Source organism: Janthinobacterium sp. 1_2014MBL_MicDiv (assembly GCF_001865675.1).
Classification (GTDB): Bacteria; Pseudomonadota; Gammaproteobacteria; order Burkholderiales; family Burkholderiaceae_D; genus Janthinobacterium.
In genome coordinates, this window is sequence record NZ_CP011319.1 from 5,979,522 (window position 1) to 5,995,413 (window position 15,892).

A 15,892-nucleotide genomic window follows, 5' to 3' on the forward strand; every position below is an offset into this window, starting at 1 on the left:
TCCCAGCCGGCAGGCTTTCTTTTTACAGACGGGCGGCCAGCTCCGCGCCTTCGCGGATGGCCCGCTTGGCGTCGAGTTCGGCCGCCAGCGCGGCGCCGCCGATCTTGTGGAAACGCGGACCGCCCGCCTGCAGCGGCTTGCCGTCCTTGTCGACGGGCGGCATCAGTTCCGTCAGGCTGTCCTGGCCGGCGCAGATGACCACGTTATCCACCGCCAGCAGGCGCTGCTCGCCGCCCACCGTGATGTGCAAGCCCTGCTCGTCGATCTTGTCGTAGGTCACGCCGGCCAGCATGGCCACGCCATTGCGCGCCAGCGCCGCGCGGTGCACCCAGCCCGACGTCTTGCCCAGGCCCGCGCCCACCTTCGACGTCTTGCGCTGCAACAGGAAAATCTGGCGTACGGGCGCAGGCGCCACGGGCGGCACCAGGCCGCCGCCCGTGGCCGCGTCCAGGTCCACGCCCCACTCGCCGGCCCAGGCGGCGACCGGCTGGGGCAACGGGTGCGCCGGGTCGTGCAGCAGATACTCGCCCACGTCGAAGCCGATGCCGCCGGCGCCGATAATGGCCACGCGCGCCCCCACGGGCTTCTTGTCCTGCAGCACATCGAGGTAGGACAGCACCTTCCGATGCTCGATGCCGGGGATGGCCGGCAGCCGCACCTTGATGCCGGTGGCGATGATGACGTCGTCATAGCCGCCGGCCAGCAATTGCTCGCGCGTCACGCGCTGGCCCAGGCGCAGCTTGATATTCGACAAGGCGATGCGGCGCGCAAAATAGCGTATGGTTTCCGTGAATTCTTCCTTGCCCGGTATCTGCATGGCCACCTTGAACTGGCCGCCCACGCTGTCGCTGCTGTCGAACAGGGTCACCTCGTGCCCGCATTCGGCGGCCACGGTGGCGGCCGACAGGCCGGCCGGACCCGCGCCGACGACGGCCACCCGGCGCCCCACGGCCTGCTTCGCATACACGAGTTCCGTTTCATGGCAGGCGCGCGGGTTGACGAGGCAGCTGGCGCGCTTGTTGGCAAACGTGTGGTCCAGGCATGCCTGGTTGCAGCCGATGCAGGTATTGATCTCGTCGGCGCGGCCCGCCGCGGCCTTGGCGACAAAGAAGGGGTCGGCCAGGAACGGCCGCGCCATCGACACCAGGTCGCAGTCGCCGCGCTCGAGGATGGCGTTCGCCTCGTGCGGCATGTTGATGCGGTTCGAGGCCACCACGGGAATACTGACTTCGCGGCGCAGCCGGCCCGCCACGCTGGCAAAGGCGGCGCGCGGCACGGAGGTGACAATGGTGGGCACCCTCGCCTCATGCCAGCCGAAGCCCGTGTTCAGTATCGTCACGCCAGCCTGCTCGAGCGCCCTGGCCACTGCCACCACGTCGTCCCAGGTATTGCCGCCCTCGACCAGGTCGAGCAGCGAATGGCGGTACATGATGATGAAATTGGGGCCGACGGCGGCGCGGATGCGGCGCACGATTTCCACGGGCAGGCGCATGCGGTTCTCGATGCTGCCGCCCCAGCGGTCCTGGCGCAGATTCGTGCGCGCGCACAGGAACTGGTTCAGCAGATAGCCTTCGCTGCCCATCACCTCGATGCCGTCGTAGCCGGCCTTTTGCGCCAGGCGCGCGCAGCGCACGTAGTCGCAGATGGTGCGCTCGATGCCGCGTTCGCTCAAGGGACGGGGACGGAATGGCGAGATCGGCGATTTTTTCGCGGAGGCGGAGACGACGAAGGGCTGGTAGCCATAGCGGCCCGCATGCAGGATCTGCATGACGATCTTGCCGCCCTCCTCGTGCACGGCACGCGTCACCTTGCGGTGGTTCGGCACGTCGCCGAGGAAATTGAGGGTGCCGCCGAACGGCAGCAGCCAGCCCTGGCGGTTCGGCGAGATGCCGCCCGTGACGATCAGCCCCACGCCGCCCCGCGCCCGTTCGCGGTAAAACGCGGCAAGCTTGCCATAATGATAAAACCTGTCTTCCAGGCCCGTGTGCATGGACCCCATGATGACGCGGTTGCGCAAGGTGGTGAAGCCCAGGTCGAGCGGGGCCAGCAAATGGGGATAGGAAGTCATGGTCGGTCCGGTGGAAGATGGTTGCAGGGCGTACGGTAACAAGCATTGCCCGTGGCTGCAGCGTATTTCTCTAGACCGGGAGTTCTAAATCGCCATGGACGCGCCCGGCGGCGGCGCACGCAGCTTGTGTCGGGCGCAACTTTCCCGTAGGCTAGGTGGCATGACGCGACTCTTCCTCTGCCTGCTGATGCTGTGTGCCATCCCCGCAACCGCGCTGGCACAGGCGCAGGCACCGCGGCTGGACAAGCTGAAAGTCGACGTCAAGCGCATCGAGGTCGACGGCCAGCGCATGTACGAAGTCGATGCCAGCGGCAGCGTGCTGGCATCGCCGGCGTCCGTATGGAAGACCCTGACCACTTACGAACGCATGAGTGAATTCGTGCCCGACCTCAGTTCCTGCCGCGTGCTGTCGCGCAACGGCAATGAAGTCATCATCGAGCAGCAGGGCATGGCGCGCTTCCTGTTCATGAACCACCCGATCCACCTGGTGGTGCGGGCCACGGAATCGCCGCCGACGGCCATCGACATCGCCCTGATCTCGGGCGACATGCGCCATTACGAATCGCGCTGGAATCTGTATCCGGTACCCGAGACGGGCGGCACGCGCATCGTCTTTTCCAGCCGGCTGATGCCGGGCTTCTATGTGCCGGGCATGCTGGGCACGGCCATGATACGCGGCGATATCGAACGCATGATGGCGGCCGTGCTGGCGCGCATCGACAGCCAGCATGCGGACAAGGCTGGTTAACGCCGGCTAACACCGGCGCAATCATCGCGGCAATTACGCCAGGTAGGTGTCGCGGTCGCGGATTTCCGCGAAATTCTCGAGATTGCCCAGCTTCACCGTGACGGGATTGAGGCTCGCTTGCGGCTGCATCGAGCGCCAGGCGAACAGCCATTCCTGTTCAACGGCCTCGGCGCGCGTCTTGGTGAAGGCGGCGCCCAGGGCGGCGCGCTGGCCATATTCGACGACGCCGTCGATGCCGGCCCAGCTGGGCAAGGTGCGCTGCACGGCGCGGTGCAGGCGTTCGCCGAATTCTTCCGTATTGTGGATGATCAGGCAGGCGTCGGCTGGAGCGAACACATCGAACAGTTGCTTGTCCCAGACCTGCGAAAAGCTGAGGGTCAGGCAATTGCCCGCCGGCGTCAGGCGGAACTGCCCCAGGCTCAGCGCCAGTTCGAGTTCGCTGCGCTGGCCGTAGCGGTGCAGGGTGGGGGGGCGTTGGTAATCGTGCATGCTGGACTCGTTCTTCAATAGTAGGGTAAACCGGCGCGGCCGCTTAACGGGGCGGGCGGATATGGCGCCGGATGCGCTGGGCCGTCGCGGCCAGGTAAATTTCGCGCAGTAAATAAATAAAACAGCCGATCAGGCAAATCACGGCCAGCACAAAGAAGGCGGCGATGTATTTGTCCAGGGTCAGGTTCAGAATATCGCCCAAAAACAGCATGGCGATGATGACGCACACGAAGAAACCGCACGCCGTGCTGAGGGAAATCGAATAATTGATCAGATGGGTACGCTTATACAAGGTATCCAGCTCATCCATATAAAAATCGTTGTAACCGATGTCGAGCCGGTCTTCCAGCACGCGCGTGCGGTCGATGATGCGGCCCAGGCGGTTCGTCAGCACCACCAGCATGGTGCCGATGCCGGTCAGCAGGAAAACCGGCGCGATGGCCAGCTGGATGATATGGCCGATGTCGCCGATCTGTATGTTCATGGTTAAAAAGTCGTGGGTTCACACCGGCGCCCGACCGTGGCGCCAGCACAGGCCGTAGTGTAGCAGGCGGCACGCGCAAGGTGCCGGCTTTGCCACCAGGCACGTTTCACGTTCATGCGAAGCCGCGCCCCGGCACGAAGCGCTCGGTGGCCTTCACCAGCGCCGACGCGATGCCGTGCTCGAGCGCGCCATGGCCCGCGTCGGGAATCATTTCCAGCTGCGCGCCGGGCCAGGCCTGGTGCAGGCGGTAGGCCGACAGCGGCGGGCAGATGGCGTCGTAGCGGCCCTGTACGATGACCGCCGGCAAATGCGCGATGCGGTGCATATTACGGATCAGCTGGTCTTCCTCGAAGAAACCGAGGTTGGCCATGTAATGCGATTCGAGCCGGCCCACGCCCAGGTCCAGCGCATCGTTCGGCGTATCTTCCGGCTGCGGCATCAGGTAGACGCGGCGGCCTTCGAAGCGGCTCCAGGCGCGCGCGGCCGGCCAGTACACGGCGGGGTCGCTGCTGAGGATGCGCTTCACATAGGCCGCCAGCAAATCGCCCCGTTCTTCGGGCGGAATCGGCGCGGCGAATTCCTCGTACAGTTCCGGATAAAACCAGCGCACGCCTTCGATGAACCAGTCGATTTCCGCCTGCGTGCATAAAAAGATGCCGCGCAGCACGAAACCGAGGCAGGCCTCGGGATGCGCCTGGCCATACGCGAGCGCCAGGGTCGAGCCCCAGGAACCGCCAAACACCAGCCATTGGGCTATGTCGAACTGGGCGCGCAGCGCTTCGATGTCGGCGATCAGCAATGGCGTCGTGTTGTTGCGCCATTCGCCCAGCGGCGTCGACTTGCCGGCGCCGCGCTGGTCGAACAGGATCACGCGATAGCGCTGCGGATCGAAGAAGCGGCGGTGCTGCGGCGACAGGCCGGCGCCGGGGCCGCCATGCAGGAACAGTACGGGAATGCCGTCGGGATTGCCGCACTCTTCCCAGTAGATGGTGTGCAGCGCATCGACCGCCAGCATGCCGTGCCGGTTCGGCGACAGGACGGGAAACAGGGGCGACAGGGAGTCAGGCATGGCGATCCTCTCAATACGCCGGGCAAAACCTGCTGCGCGTCGGTGGTCGCGGCGGTTTTGTCCGGCGTTATCAACATTCAGGGTGCCAGGCAGCAGCTGCATGGCAAAGACCCAATTATAGTGCGGCCCCGGCGGCTCAGGCCAGCGGCAAGGGCAGGCGGTTCGACGACTTGATTTCGCGCATCGACAGGCTGGACTGGATTTCCGCCACGCCGGGCAGGCGGCGCAAGACCGTCGAGACGAATTCGCCATACGCTTCCAGGTCGCGCGCCACCACTTGCAGGAAGTAATCGGCTTCGCCCGCCACATTGTGGCAAGACAATATCTCGGGAATCGTCGCGATCGCCTGTTCGAACTGCGACGGCTGCTCGCCGCCATGGTTGGCAAACACGACGCGCACGAACGCCACCAGGCCGATGCCCAGCTTCTTGCGGTTGAGCAAAGCCTGGTAGCCGGTGATGAAGCCTTCCTCTTCCAGGCGGCGCAAACGGCGCCAGACGGGCGTTTCGCTCAGTTTCAAGCGCTCGGCCAGGCGCGCATTCGACAGCCGTCCTTCATCCTGCAACAGCCTGAGTATCTGTAAATCGGTGGCGTCGAGGCTAACTTCTGAAATTTTCATCTAATTATTGTTCTTTTACAGGTGGAATCTACCCGAATACTAGGGCATAGCGGGCAGGAAAAGCAAGCACATTTCATCAAGGCAAGAACATAATGGGGGCCGGCGAGCAGGCGGCACACGGCCGTTGCTCCCGCCCTCATACTTGTTCGTTACCGAGCCGCGCCATGTCCGATTCTACCTTCCTGATGTACTTGCTGGCACTGGCTGGCGCCTTTTTATTGCCGGGCCCCGACATGGCGCTGGTGCTGGCCACGGGCGCGGCGCGCGGCGTGGCCACGGCGCTGGTGACGGCGCTGGGCATCGCTGGCGCGCGCGCCGTGCATGTGGCGCTGTCGGGCGCGGGCCTGGCGGCGCTGATGGTGACGCATCCGCAAGCCTTGCAGTGGGTCAAATGGGCCGGCGCCGCCTACCTGCTGTACCTGGCGGCGCGCCTGCTGCAGTCGGCCCTGTCGACCGGCACCACGCCCGATGCCGAGGCGCCGGCCACGGCGCACAGCGCCGGCGCCAGCCTCGTGCGCGGCTTCCTGACGAATCTGCTCAATCCGAAGGCACTGCTGTTTTGCAGCATGTTCCTGCCGCAATTCGTCACCGGCGCGGCAAGCGTCGGCATGCAATACCTGCGCCTGGGCGCCGTCCTGGTGCTCGTCGGCCTGCTGTTCGACGCCCTGTATGCCGTGCTGGCCGCGCGCCTGGCGCGCCGCCTGCGCGGCAAGCCTTCGCCTTACGGCAAGTTCGTGCTGCCCACCGTCTTCGTCCTGCTGGCGGGACGGCTCGTACTGGGCTGATCTTTCAGCGGGGCCGGCGCGCCGCCCGTAAAGAAGGCGGGGTAAGCCTCGAGCAAGCTGCGCTCGAGGCCATTGACCTTGTGAAATTGCCGCAAGCCCGGCGCCAGCGCCCGGCCCGCATCCCAGCTGCGCCACGCATTCGGCGCGTCGAACTGCGCCAGCAAGGCGTCGCCCAGGTCCTGGTACACGGCCGCCATTCGCGGCTTCGCCTGCAGCACCTGCAGATACAGCGCCGTCGCCTCGGGCCACTGCCCCAGCTTGGCACGCAGATTTCCCTCGAACAAGGCCAATACCGGCTGTTCCATCCCCGTTTGCGCGCGCAAGTCCTGCACGGTGGCCAGCGCGGCCGCGATGCCCTCCTTGTCCTTGGCCAGCAGCGCGCGCGTCAGGACGTGGATGGACTCGCACGCCTGCATCGCCTGCTGCTGTTCGCGCGACAGCTTTTCGACCAGCGCACCCGTGGAAAAATGGTCGTCCAACATGGTCAGAAAAGCCTCGAACGGTTTGTCCGCCGCAAACAGCCGCTCGGCCTCGGCCCGCAGCGCGGGATGCGCCTGGGCATCGAGCGGCGGCAGCCGCGCCGCCTGGTCCAGCAGGCGCTCGAGCGGCGGCGCGCCGGCGGCAGCCTGACGTGGCCAGTACGCGGCCAGCGCGTAATTGGCAGGCGCGTCCGCGCTGACCCGGCTGATGCGGAAACGCCGCGTGACGCTGCCGCCCACTTCCTGGTAATGCAAGGTGAAGTCGGCGGGAATGCGCTTGCCGCCGGCCAGCATGTCCAGCACCAACGGATGGCCGCCCCACGTGTAGCGCAGGAACTGGGCGAACGCGCGCGCGTCGTCATCGCCGACGGGACTGCCGCCGATGGCGAGGTTCAGCAGCGGCTGCTGGTCCAGCGACCACAGCACGGCGCCATCGAGCACATGCGGCAGCAGCGGGCCGCGCCGCTTGTCGGCCAGCACCGACAACGCCTGCTCTTCATATACGCGCGGCGTCGCATGCTGTTCCACGCCGCCGGCCTGCAAGACCCCGGCGATCCCCTGCCGGTGACGCAGCTCGATGCTGCGATAGCCGACGGCGTCGAACAGCGAATAACTGTCGTAGGTGGCGGCCGCCAGATCGATCTCGTGGCGCCGGCGTGCTGAAAAATCGAGCACCGTCATGTGCTTGCCGGTGCGGACGCTCAGGTAATGCCTGCCCAGCACGATGTCGCTGTCCTGCGTTACCCGCGCGGGCAGGCTGGTTTTCACATCAGGATGGTTTTGCCGCTCGGTGGTGACGGCAAGGTGAAAGGCGACGCCGGCCTGCGCCGCGGCACTCGCCAGGAGAAGGACGGCGGCCAGACTGGCGTGGCGCAAGGTAAACAGAGCGGTCATGAAAGGAGGCGCAAAGGGAAACGCCGATTCTAAGGCAAAGCGCGCGCCTGCCCTGTTTTGCTTGCCAGCATAAAAAAAGACAGCCGCAGCTGTCTTTTTGTTTTACCTCAACAACGCTTACGACATGTGCTGGCCGCCGTTGATCGAGATGTTGGCGCCCGTGACGAAAGCCGCCTCATCGGATGCCAGGTAAGCCACCAGGCCAGCCACTTCTTCCGGCTTGCCCAGGCGCGCCATCGGAATTTGCGGAATGATTTTGCTGTCGAGCACTTCCTGCGGAATCGCCATCACCATCTTGGTGCCGATGTAGCCTGGCGAAATGGTATTGACGGTGACGTTCTTGCGCGCCACTTCCAGCGCCAGCGACTTGGTGAAACCATGCATGCCGGCTTTCGCTGCCGAATAGTTGGTCTGGCCGAAGGCGCCCTTCTGACCATTCACGGACGAGATATTGATGATGCGGCCCCAGCCGCGTTCCACCATGCCGTCGCAGACGGGCTTGGTCATGTTGAAGACGGAGTCGAGGTTGGTGCCCATCACGGCGTCCCAGTTCGGCTTGTCCATCTTCTTGAAGGTCATGTCGCGCGTGATGCCGGCGTTATTGACCAGCACGTCAACGGGACCGATGTCCTTTTCCACGGCCGCCACGCAAGCGGCAGCCGAATCGTAGTCGGCCACATCGCATGGATAGGCCTTGAAGTCGTACCCCATGTCCTTCGTCGTCGCCAGCCATTCCGCGACCTTCGGATTGCCAGGGGAATATGTGGTGACCACACGATAGCCGAGCGCCGCCAGTTTGAAACAGACCGCTTCGCCAAGACCACCCATGCCACCAGTTACCAATGCAACTCTTGCCATTTTCATCCCCTCAGTGTCGTTCTATTGCTAAAAAGTTAATAATCTAATGAAAGCAATCCAAAACCGCCGCGTGACGGCGGCGTACCGCATCGCACTCAAGCGTAGCGAGCGGCAGCGAGTTGTGGCCAAGAAGCGCAACCGTGCTGGAGCACGGTGAGCATCGCAGGCCGCAAAGCGCGCCGCGCAGTAGCTTGGGTGGGTGCCAGCTACTTAGTCGCGCTCGATGGCCAGGGCCACGCCCATGCCGCCGCCGATGCACAGCGCTGCCAGGCCTTTCTTGGCGTCGCGGCGTATCATTTCGTGGATCAGGGTGACCAGGATGCGCGCGCCGGACGCACCGATCGGGTGGCCGATGGCGATGGCGCCGCCGTTCACGTTGATCTTGCTGGTATCCCAGCCCATTTCCTTGTTGACGGCAATCGCCTGCGCGGCAAACGCTTCGTTAATTTCCATCAAGTCCAGCTCTTCATGCGTCCAGCCGGCCTTTTTCAGGCACAGGCGCGACGCCGAGACGGGGCCCATGCCCATGACGGCCGGATCCAGGCCCGACGAGGCGTAGGCCTTGATGCGCGCCAGCGGCTTCAAGCCCAGTTCCTTCGCTTGCGAGGCGGACATCATGATGACGGCGGCGGCGCCGTCGTTCAGTCCCGAGGCGTTGCCGGCCGTGACCGTGCCGTCCTTGGCGAACGCGGGACGCAGGCCGGCCAGCGAGTCCAGGGTCGAACCGGGCTTGATGTATTCGTCGCTGTCGAAGACCACGGTGCCTTTTTTGTTCGCGATTTCCAGCGGCAGGATTTCATCCTTGAACTTGCCCGCTTTTTGCGCCGCTTCCGCCTTCAGTTGCGACTGCAGCGCGAATTCGTCCTGCTCGGCGCGCGTCACTTCGTATTTCTTGGCGACGTTTTCCGCCGTGATGCCCATGTGGTACTGGTTGTACACGTCCCACAGGCCGTCGACGATCATGGTGTCGATCATCTTGAAGTCGCCCATGCGGAAGCCATCGCGCGAGCCGTTCATCGCATGCGGCGACGCGCTCATGTTTTCCTGGCCGCCGGCGATGATGATGTTGGCGTCGCCGCACTTGATCGCTTGCGCCGCCAGGTGCGTGGCCTTCAGGCCGCTGCCGCACACTTTATTGATGGTAAAGGCCGGGATGGAGCTTGGCAGGCCAGCCTTGATGACGGCCTGGCGCGCGGCGTTCTGGCCGACGGCGGCCGTCAGCACCTGGCCGAGGATGGCTTCGCCGATCAGGTTCGGGTCGATGCCGGTTTGTGCCAGCAAGCCCTTGATTACGTGCGCGCCCAGTTCGGACGCAGGAATCTTGGCCAGACTGCCACCGAATTTGCCGACTGCGGTACGGCCGGCGGCCACGATTACGACATCATCCATTTATTTCTCCGATATGCAGGCCATGAAGGCCAAGGTCAAGGTGTTAATAGAATCCAATGAATCCGAATTCGGGAAGACACAGCAAGCTGTGTTTCATTCTAGCGTGGCATGCGCCACAGTTCCAGCGCCGCACCGCTGGCGGCAGCGATGGCAGCCGGCCCTGCGGTGGCGGCGGGCGGCCTGGCGCGGCGGATAGCCGCTGCCGGGCCGCAACGCGCTTACGCCCGGCGTGCCGGACGCGTGTTTTTATTTTTATCATACCCTTCATCGGCGCCACCGAAAGTGGTTTTTAGAAAATTATTGAAGGGAATAATCAGGGGCACCGGCGTTTGCTTTACCACCTGCAACAGCTCGTCAAATTTTTGACGCGATGCAGCAAACTCACCCTTTGTCACGGTGGCGAATTTGTCCTGGGTTTCCTGAGCAACATCCTTTGCCTGGCGGCCATACGAACCGATGCGCTCGATGGCCAGTTGCGACTGCGCGCGCGACAACTGCAGCAGTTCTTGCGGGTCTTTCGCCGACAGCAGCTGATTGCCCGCCACCGTAGCGGCCGCCAGCGCCGTGCGCGCCGCGTCCAGCTGCAACTCGACCACGCTGGCGCCGCTGTCGTAGGCGGCCTTCGCATACGCTTGCGCACTGATCAGCTGTGCTTCCACGACGGCCTTGCCGGCCAGTGTCCATTGCTCGGAAAATGAAAACATTTCGTTCCTCCCCAATTTGAAGGCGGTGCCATGTTGCGCCGCACAGTGCTCCACTGTAAGCGGCGGTTCCCTGCTAAACCTTGATATATCTCAAGCTTTTCTGTTGGTTTGTGCCCACCAACGTCGATCAGGACAACAACTTGATACCATCGAGCGTCGCCGCGCACTGTTCGCGTATCACGCTGACGAAGTCGCGCACATACGCCTTGTCCTGCAAATGCTCGGGCACGGAGACATACAGGTCGCTCCACAAGCCGTGCTCGCCCACCGGGCGCGCCACCACATAATCGTAATCGACGTAATTCTTGATGGCCCAGTTGGGCAAGGCGGCGATGCCGCGCCGGCTCGCCACCAATTGCAGCACGGCCACGGTCAGCTCGGCCGTGCGACGCTCGAAGGCGATGCCGGCCGGCCGTAGCACTTCGCGGATCAGGTCGATGCGCTCTTCCGGCACCGGATAGGTAATCAGTGTCTCGCCCGTAAAATCCTGCGCCATGAGCCGGCGCTGCGCCTGCAGCCGGTGCTTCTGCGCCATCACCACCAGCATCTCGAAGCGGAACAGGGGAAACACGGTGAAGTCGGGGCCGTAGGGCGAACCGATCACCAGGTCCGCCTCGCCCGAGCGCAGCAGCTCGGCCGGCTCGCTGTGAAAGCCCGACACCAGGTCGATCTCCACGTCCGGCCAGCGCTGGCGGAACGCATCCATCACCGGCATCAGCCAGTCGAAGCACGTGTGGCATTCGAGCGCCACGCGCAACTGCCCCTGGTCGCCCTGCGACAGGCGCGCCACGTCGCGCTCGGCCAGTTCGATCTCGGGCAACAGCTTGTCGGCCAGCTCCAGCAGCCGGCTGCCCGTGGCCGTGAATGCGATCGGCATCGACTTGCGCTCGAACAAGGGCGCCTTGTAGCGCTCTTCCAGCAAGCGGATCTGGTGCGACAGCGCCGACTGCGTCAAATTGAGCAGTTGCGCGGCGCGCACCAGGCTGCCGGAGGAACGCAGGGCACTCAGGGTGCGCAGGTGGCGGATTTCTAGCATCGGGAAAAGGGATTCTGTACGTGAATTATTTTCATGTTATTCGGCAAAATGTTTCGTTTTGATTATAGACCAGATTGCCGCACACTCTAGCGCATCCACATTAAATCTCGATGACATCATGACCGTGCACACCCACATTCTTGGCTTTCCCCGCATCGGCGCCGCGCGCGAACTGAAACGGGCGCTGGAAAGCCACTGGCGTGGCGACGTGTCCGAGGCGGCGCTGGAAGCGACGGGCAAGGCATTGCGCGCGCGCCACTGGGCCCTGCAACGGGACGCCGGCCTCGCGTATGTGACGGTGGGCGACTTCGCCTTCTACGACCAGGTGGCCAGCCAGATCCAGCTGCTGGGCTGCGAACCGGCCCGTTTCCATTGCACGCCAGGGCAATCGCCGCTGTCGCGCTACTTCACCATGGCGCGCGGCGCCGAGCAGCATGCCGGACACGCCGCTTGCAGCCACGGCCATGCGCACCACGCGCACGCCGCCGGCACGCCCGCGCTGGAAATGACCAAGTGGTTTGACACCAACTACCATTACCTGGTGCCCGAATTTTCGCCGCTGACGCGCTTTTCGCTGGCCTGCGAGCGCCTGTTCGACGAAGTGGCCGAGGCGCAGGCGCTGGGCCACCCGGTCAAGGCGACCCTGATCGGCCCCCTCACCTTCCTCTGGCTGGGCAAGGAAAAGACGCCCGGCTTCGACCGCCTGACCCTGCTGGAACAGTTGCTGCCCGTGTATGGCGCCCTGCTCGACCGCCTGAAACGGCAAGGCGTGGCGTGGGTGCAGCTCGATGAACCGATCCTGGGCCTGGACTTGCCCAACGCGTGGCGCAGCGCCTTCGAGAGCAGCTACTGGCAGCTGAACCAGGTGGGCGTGAATATCCTGCTGGCCACGTATTTCTCGCCGCTGGAAGAAAACCTCAGCCTGACCTGCCGCCTGCCCGTGGCCGGCCTGCACGTGGACGGCATCCGCGCGCCGCATGAACTGGTCAGCGTCACGGACTGGCTGCCCGCGCATAAGGTCTTGTCGATCGGCATCGTCGATGGCCGCAATATCTGGCGCACCGACCTCGACGCCGCCCTGGCCGTGCTGCAGCCGCTGGCGGCCAGGCGCAACGGCCACCTGTGGCTGGCGCCGTCATGCTCGCTGCTGCACGCGCCGTTCAGCCTGGCGGCCGAAACGGACCTCGATGGCGACATCAAGTCCTGGCTGGCGTTTGCCACGGAAAAGCTCGAGGAGCTTGCCCTGCTGAAGGGCGCGCTCGAAGGCGAGCCGGACACCACCGCCCTGGCCGTCTCGCGCCTGGCGCTGGCCAGCCGGCGCGCCAGCGGCCGCGTGCACCGCGCGAGCGTGGCCCAGCGTCTGCAGCGCTTGGCGCCCGGCGTGGACCGCCGCGCGTCAAGTTTTGCGCAGCGCCAGGCCGTGCAGCGCGCGCGCTTGCAGCTGCCCGATTTCCCGACGACGACGATCGGCTCCTTCCCGCAAACGACGGCCATCCGCGCCGCCCGCGCCAGTTTCAAGCGGGGCGAGCTGGCGGCGGCCGAGTATGAACGGCAGATGCGCGCCGAGATCGCCCACGCCGTGGAGCGCCAGGAAGCGCTGGGCCTCGACGTGCTCGTGCATGGCGAAGCGGAACGCAACGACATGGTCGAATACTTCGGCGAGCAGCTCGACGGCTTCCTCTTCACGCGCCTGGGCTGGGTGCAGTCGTATGGCTCGCGCTGCGTGAAGCCGCCCATCATCTACGGCGACGTGCAGCGGCCGGCCGCCATGACGGTGGCCTGGACCGTCCACGCGCAAAGCCTGACGCAAAAACCGATGAAGGGCATGCTGACGGGGCCCGTCACGATATTGCAATGGTCGTTCGTGCGCGACGACCAGCCGCGCGCCACCACGGCGCTGCAGCTCGCCCTGGCCATCCGCGACGAGGTGGCCGACCTGGAAGCGGCCGGCATCGGCATCATCCAGATCGACGAGCCGGCCATCCGCGAAGGCTTGCCGCTGCGCCGCGGCCAGTGGGATGCCTACCTGGACTGGGCCACGCGCGCCTTCCGCATCGCCGCCGCGGTGGCCGGCGACGCGACGCAGATCCACACGCATATGTGCTACGCGGCGTTCAACGACATCCTGCCGCAGATCGCCGCCATGGATGCCGACGTCATCACGATCGAGACGAGCCGCTCCGACATGGAACTGCTGACGGGCTTTGGCCAGTTCGCCTACCCGAACGAAATCGGCCCCGGCGTGTATGACATCCACTCGCCGCGCATCCCCTCCACGCCCGACATGGTGAGACTGCTGCAAAAGGCCAGCGCCGTGATTCCGCCCGCCAATTTATGGGTGAACCCCGACTGCGGCCTGAAGACGCGGGGCTGGATGGAAACGGAAACAGCGTTGCGGAATATGGTCGAGGCGGCCAAACAGATGCGCGCGGCGTAATCGAGGTCAGCGTACTCAGGCCGCATTCCCGGCTGCTTCCAGGGCGGCGCACCGGTTTTCCGGGGCGCCGCCCGTTTTTTTTGACATGAAGTAGGTATTGCCCTGCGGAATAGCACACGCCAGGCCCCTGACGGTGATTTTTTTGCAGTAGAATGCAAGAAATTTACTGCTCCCTATTGTTGCCGTACGGAACATTCGGCCTGCCGCAGTTTCACTTTGATAAATGTTTATGTCCAAAAGCCCGTCGCAGAAGCCTATCGAAATCAAGATTTCCACCGTCGTCGCCGTTTCCGCCATTGTGCATAGCGCCGATACGCAGGCACTCGATGCCGCCTTGCACGACATGACGGGAGGCGTGGCCGACTTTTTCGAGGACGACCTGGCCGTGCTGGACGTGGCCGCCTTGCCGCCGGGCAGCGTGCCCGTCGACTGGGCCGCCCTCGTGGCCCTGCTGAAAAAATACCGTTTGAATGCCGTGGCCGTGCGCAATGCGCCGGCCGAGATGCATGACGCCATCCTGGCGCAAGGCTTGAGCCTCGATAGCGGCAAGACGCGCGACGACGCGCCGCCCAAGGATGGCCCCAAGGATACCCCCACGGCGGCGGCGCAGGCCGGCGCCGAAGCGCAGGTGATGGTGGTCGACACGCCCGTGCGGGCCGGCCAGCGCATCTATGCGCGCGGCTGCGACCTGATCATCACCGCCGTCGTCAACAATGGCGCCGAAATCATCGCCGATGGCAGCATCCACGTGTATTCCTCGCTGTATGGCCGCGCGCTGGCGGGCGCTTCGGGCAATGCCCAGGCGCGCATCTTCGCGCTGGCCATGGAACCGGAACTGGTGTCGATCGCCGGTGTCTACCGCACGTTCGAGGATGGTTTCCCCGCAGAAATGGCGCGCGGACCCGCGCAAATTCGTTTGGCTGGAGACAGAATCGATATACACTCTGTCAATCCGGTCACTCCCGTGAACCGCTCTTAAGCTGCACAATTCAAGAGATATCTGAAAAGGATTATTTGTGGCAAGAATTATTGTTGTGACGTCCGGCAAGGGCGGTGTCGGCAAGACGACCTCTAGCGCCAGTTTTTCCACTGGTCTGGCCATGCGCGGCCACAAGACAGCCGTGCTCGACTTTGACGTGGGCTTGCGCAACCTCGACCTGATCATGGGTTGCGAGCGCCGCGTCGTCTACGACCTGATCAATGTGATCAATAAAGAGGCCACGCTGAACCAGGCCTTGATCAAGGACAAGCACTGCGACAACCTGTTCATCCTGCCCGCATCGCAAACGCGCGACAAGGATGCCTTGTCGGAAGAAGGCGTGGAACGCGTGTTGAACGACTTGATCAACATGGGCTTCGAATTCATCATCTGCGATTCGCCGGCCGGCATCGAGCATGGCGCGCTGATGGCGCTGACCTTCGCCGACGAAGCCATCATCGTCACCAACCCGGAAGTGTCGTCGGTGCGCGATTCGGACCGCATCCTCGGCATCCTGCAAGCCAAGTCGCGCCGCGCGCAGACGGGCGGCGAGCCGGTCAAGGAACATTTGCTGATCACCCGCTACTCGCCGAAACGCGTGGAATCGGATGAAATGCTGTCCTACCAGGACGTGCAGGAAATCCTGCGCATCCCGCTGGTGGGCATCATTCCGGAATCGGAACAGGTGCTGGCCGCCTCGAACCAGGGCAATCCCGCCATCCATTTCAAGGGGACGGACGTGGCGCAAGCCTATGAAGACGTGGTCTCGCGTTTCCTCGGCGAAGATGTCGAGTTGCGCTTTACCAACTATGAAAAGCCTGGATTACTCCAGCGCATTTTTGGGGCGAAGTGAT

At 64.2% G+C, this 15,892-nt stretch carries 15 protein-coding genes; 5 read left to right on the forward strand and 10 right to left on the reverse strand.

Annotated features, from left to right (window positions below):
- Positions 1-22: 22 nt before the first annotated feature.
- Entirely contained in the window at positions 23-2,068 is a 2,046-nt protein-coding gene (locus tag YQ44_RS25920; protein ID WP_071325822.1) for an NADPH-dependent 2,4-dienoyl-CoA reductase, read from the reverse strand.
- A 160-nt stretch (positions 2,069-2,228) separates the two neighbouring features.
- On the opposite strand from YQ44_RS25920, the gene YQ44_RS25925 reads away from it, so the two are divergent.
- Positions 2,229-2,816 carry an SRPBCC family protein gene (locus YQ44_RS25925; protein WP_335589247.1) on the forward strand — a complete coding sequence of 196 codons (588 nt, stop codon included), beginning with the start codon at positions 2,229-2,231 and terminating at the stop codon, positions 2,814-2,816.
- A 33-nt stretch (positions 2,817-2,849) separates the two neighbouring features.
- Here YQ44_RS25925 and YQ44_RS25930 read toward each other — a convergent pair whose 3' ends face one another.
- From YQ44_RS25930 to YQ44_RS25945, 4 genes are all read right to left on the reverse strand, one after another.
- A complete protein-coding gene (locus YQ44_RS25930) occupies positions 2,850-3,305 on the reverse strand; it encodes a hypothetical protein (protein ID WP_071325823.1) in 456 nt (151 codons plus the stop codon).
- A gap of 43 nt (positions 3,306-3,348) precedes the next feature.
- Positions 3,349-3,789, reverse strand: coding sequence for a DUF2721 domain-containing protein (locus YQ44_RS25935; RefSeq protein WP_071325824.1), 441 nt, complete (start codon positions 3,787-3,789; stop codon positions 3,349-3,351).
- 112 nt (positions 3,790-3,901) lie between these two features.
- Positions 3,902-4,858: a prolyl aminopeptidase gene (pip, locus tag YQ44_RS25940; RefSeq protein ID WP_071325825.1), complete on the reverse strand. Its 957-nt coding sequence runs from the start codon at positions 4,856-4,858 to the stop codon at positions 3,902-3,904.
- A 136-nt stretch (positions 4,859-4,994) separates the two neighbouring features.
- Positions 4,995-5,477: an Lrp/AsnC family transcriptional regulator gene (locus tag YQ44_RS25945; RefSeq protein ID WP_010393611.1), complete on the reverse strand. Its 483-nt coding sequence runs from the start codon at positions 5,475-5,477 to the stop codon at positions 4,995-4,997.
- A 164-nt stretch (positions 5,478-5,641) separates the two neighbouring features.
- Here YQ44_RS25945 and YQ44_RS25950 point away from each other — a divergent pair, with 164 nt between their 5' ends.
- Complete coding sequence (locus YQ44_RS25950) at positions 5,642-6,262, forward strand: LysE family translocator (protein ID WP_232250999.1); 621 nt, start codon at positions 5,642-5,644, stop codon at positions 6,260-6,262.
- Here the strand turns inward: YQ44_RS25950 and YQ44_RS25955 are convergent.
- From YQ44_RS25955 to YQ44_RS25975, 5 genes are all read right to left on the reverse strand, one after another.
- The gene (locus YQ44_RS25955) at positions 6,199-7,635 is read right to left on the reverse strand and encodes a hypothetical protein (RefSeq protein WP_071325826.1); all 1,437 of its coding nucleotides are present in this window, start codon (positions 7,633-7,635) and stop codon (positions 6,199-6,201) included. The two genes, YQ44_RS25950 and YQ44_RS25955, sit on opposite strands and share 64 nt — an antisense overlap.
- A 117-nt stretch (positions 7,636-7,752) precedes the next feature.
- Positions 7,753-8,493, reverse strand: a complete 741-nt coding sequence (gene phbB / locus YQ44_RS25960) for an acetoacetyl-CoA reductase (RefSeq protein WP_071325827.1) — start codon at positions 8,491-8,493, stop codon at positions 7,753-7,755.
- Positions 8,494-8,703: 210 nt separating this feature from the next.
- Positions 8,704-9,882, reverse strand: coding sequence for an acetyl-CoA C-acetyltransferase (locus tag YQ44_RS25965; RefSeq protein ID WP_071325828.1), 1,179 nt, complete (start codon positions 9,880-9,882; stop codon positions 8,704-8,706).
- Positions 9,883-10,100: 218 nt separating this feature from the next.
- Positions 10,101-10,586, reverse strand: a complete 486-nt coding sequence (locus YQ44_RS25970) for a phasin family protein (RefSeq protein WP_071325829.1) — start codon at positions 10,584-10,586, stop codon at positions 10,101-10,103.
- A gap of 127 nt (positions 10,587-10,713) precedes the next feature.
- Positions 10,714-11,622: a LysR family transcriptional regulator gene (locus tag YQ44_RS25975; RefSeq protein ID WP_071325830.1), complete on the reverse strand. Its 909-nt coding sequence runs from the start codon at positions 11,620-11,622 to the stop codon at positions 10,714-10,716.
- A gap of 118 nt (positions 11,623-11,740) precedes the next feature.
- Between YQ44_RS25975 and metE the strand changes: the two genes are divergently transcribed.
- The 3 genes from metE (at position 11,741) to minD (ending at position 15,891) form a co-directional block, all read left to right on the forward strand.
- The gene (gene metE / locus YQ44_RS25980; RefSeq protein WP_071325831.1) at positions 11,741-14,059 is read left to right on the forward strand and encodes a 5-methyltetrahydropteroyltriglutamate--homocysteine S-methyltransferase; all 2,319 of its coding nucleotides are present in this window, start codon (positions 11,741-11,743) and stop codon (positions 14,057-14,059) included.
- A 229-nt stretch (positions 14,060-14,288) separates the two neighbouring features.
- Positions 14,289-15,038, forward strand: a complete 750-nt coding sequence (gene minC, locus YQ44_RS25985) for a septum site-determining protein MinC (RefSeq protein ID WP_071326764.1) — start codon at positions 14,289-14,291, stop codon at positions 15,036-15,038.
- 37 nt (positions 15,039-15,075) lie between these two features.
- On the forward strand, positions 15,076-15,891 hold the full coding sequence (gene minD / locus YQ44_RS25990; RefSeq protein WP_071325832.1) for a septum site-determining protein MinD: 816 nt from the start codon (positions 15,076-15,078) through the stop codon (positions 15,889-15,891).
- The last annotated feature ends 1 nt before the right edge of the window (position 15,892 follow it).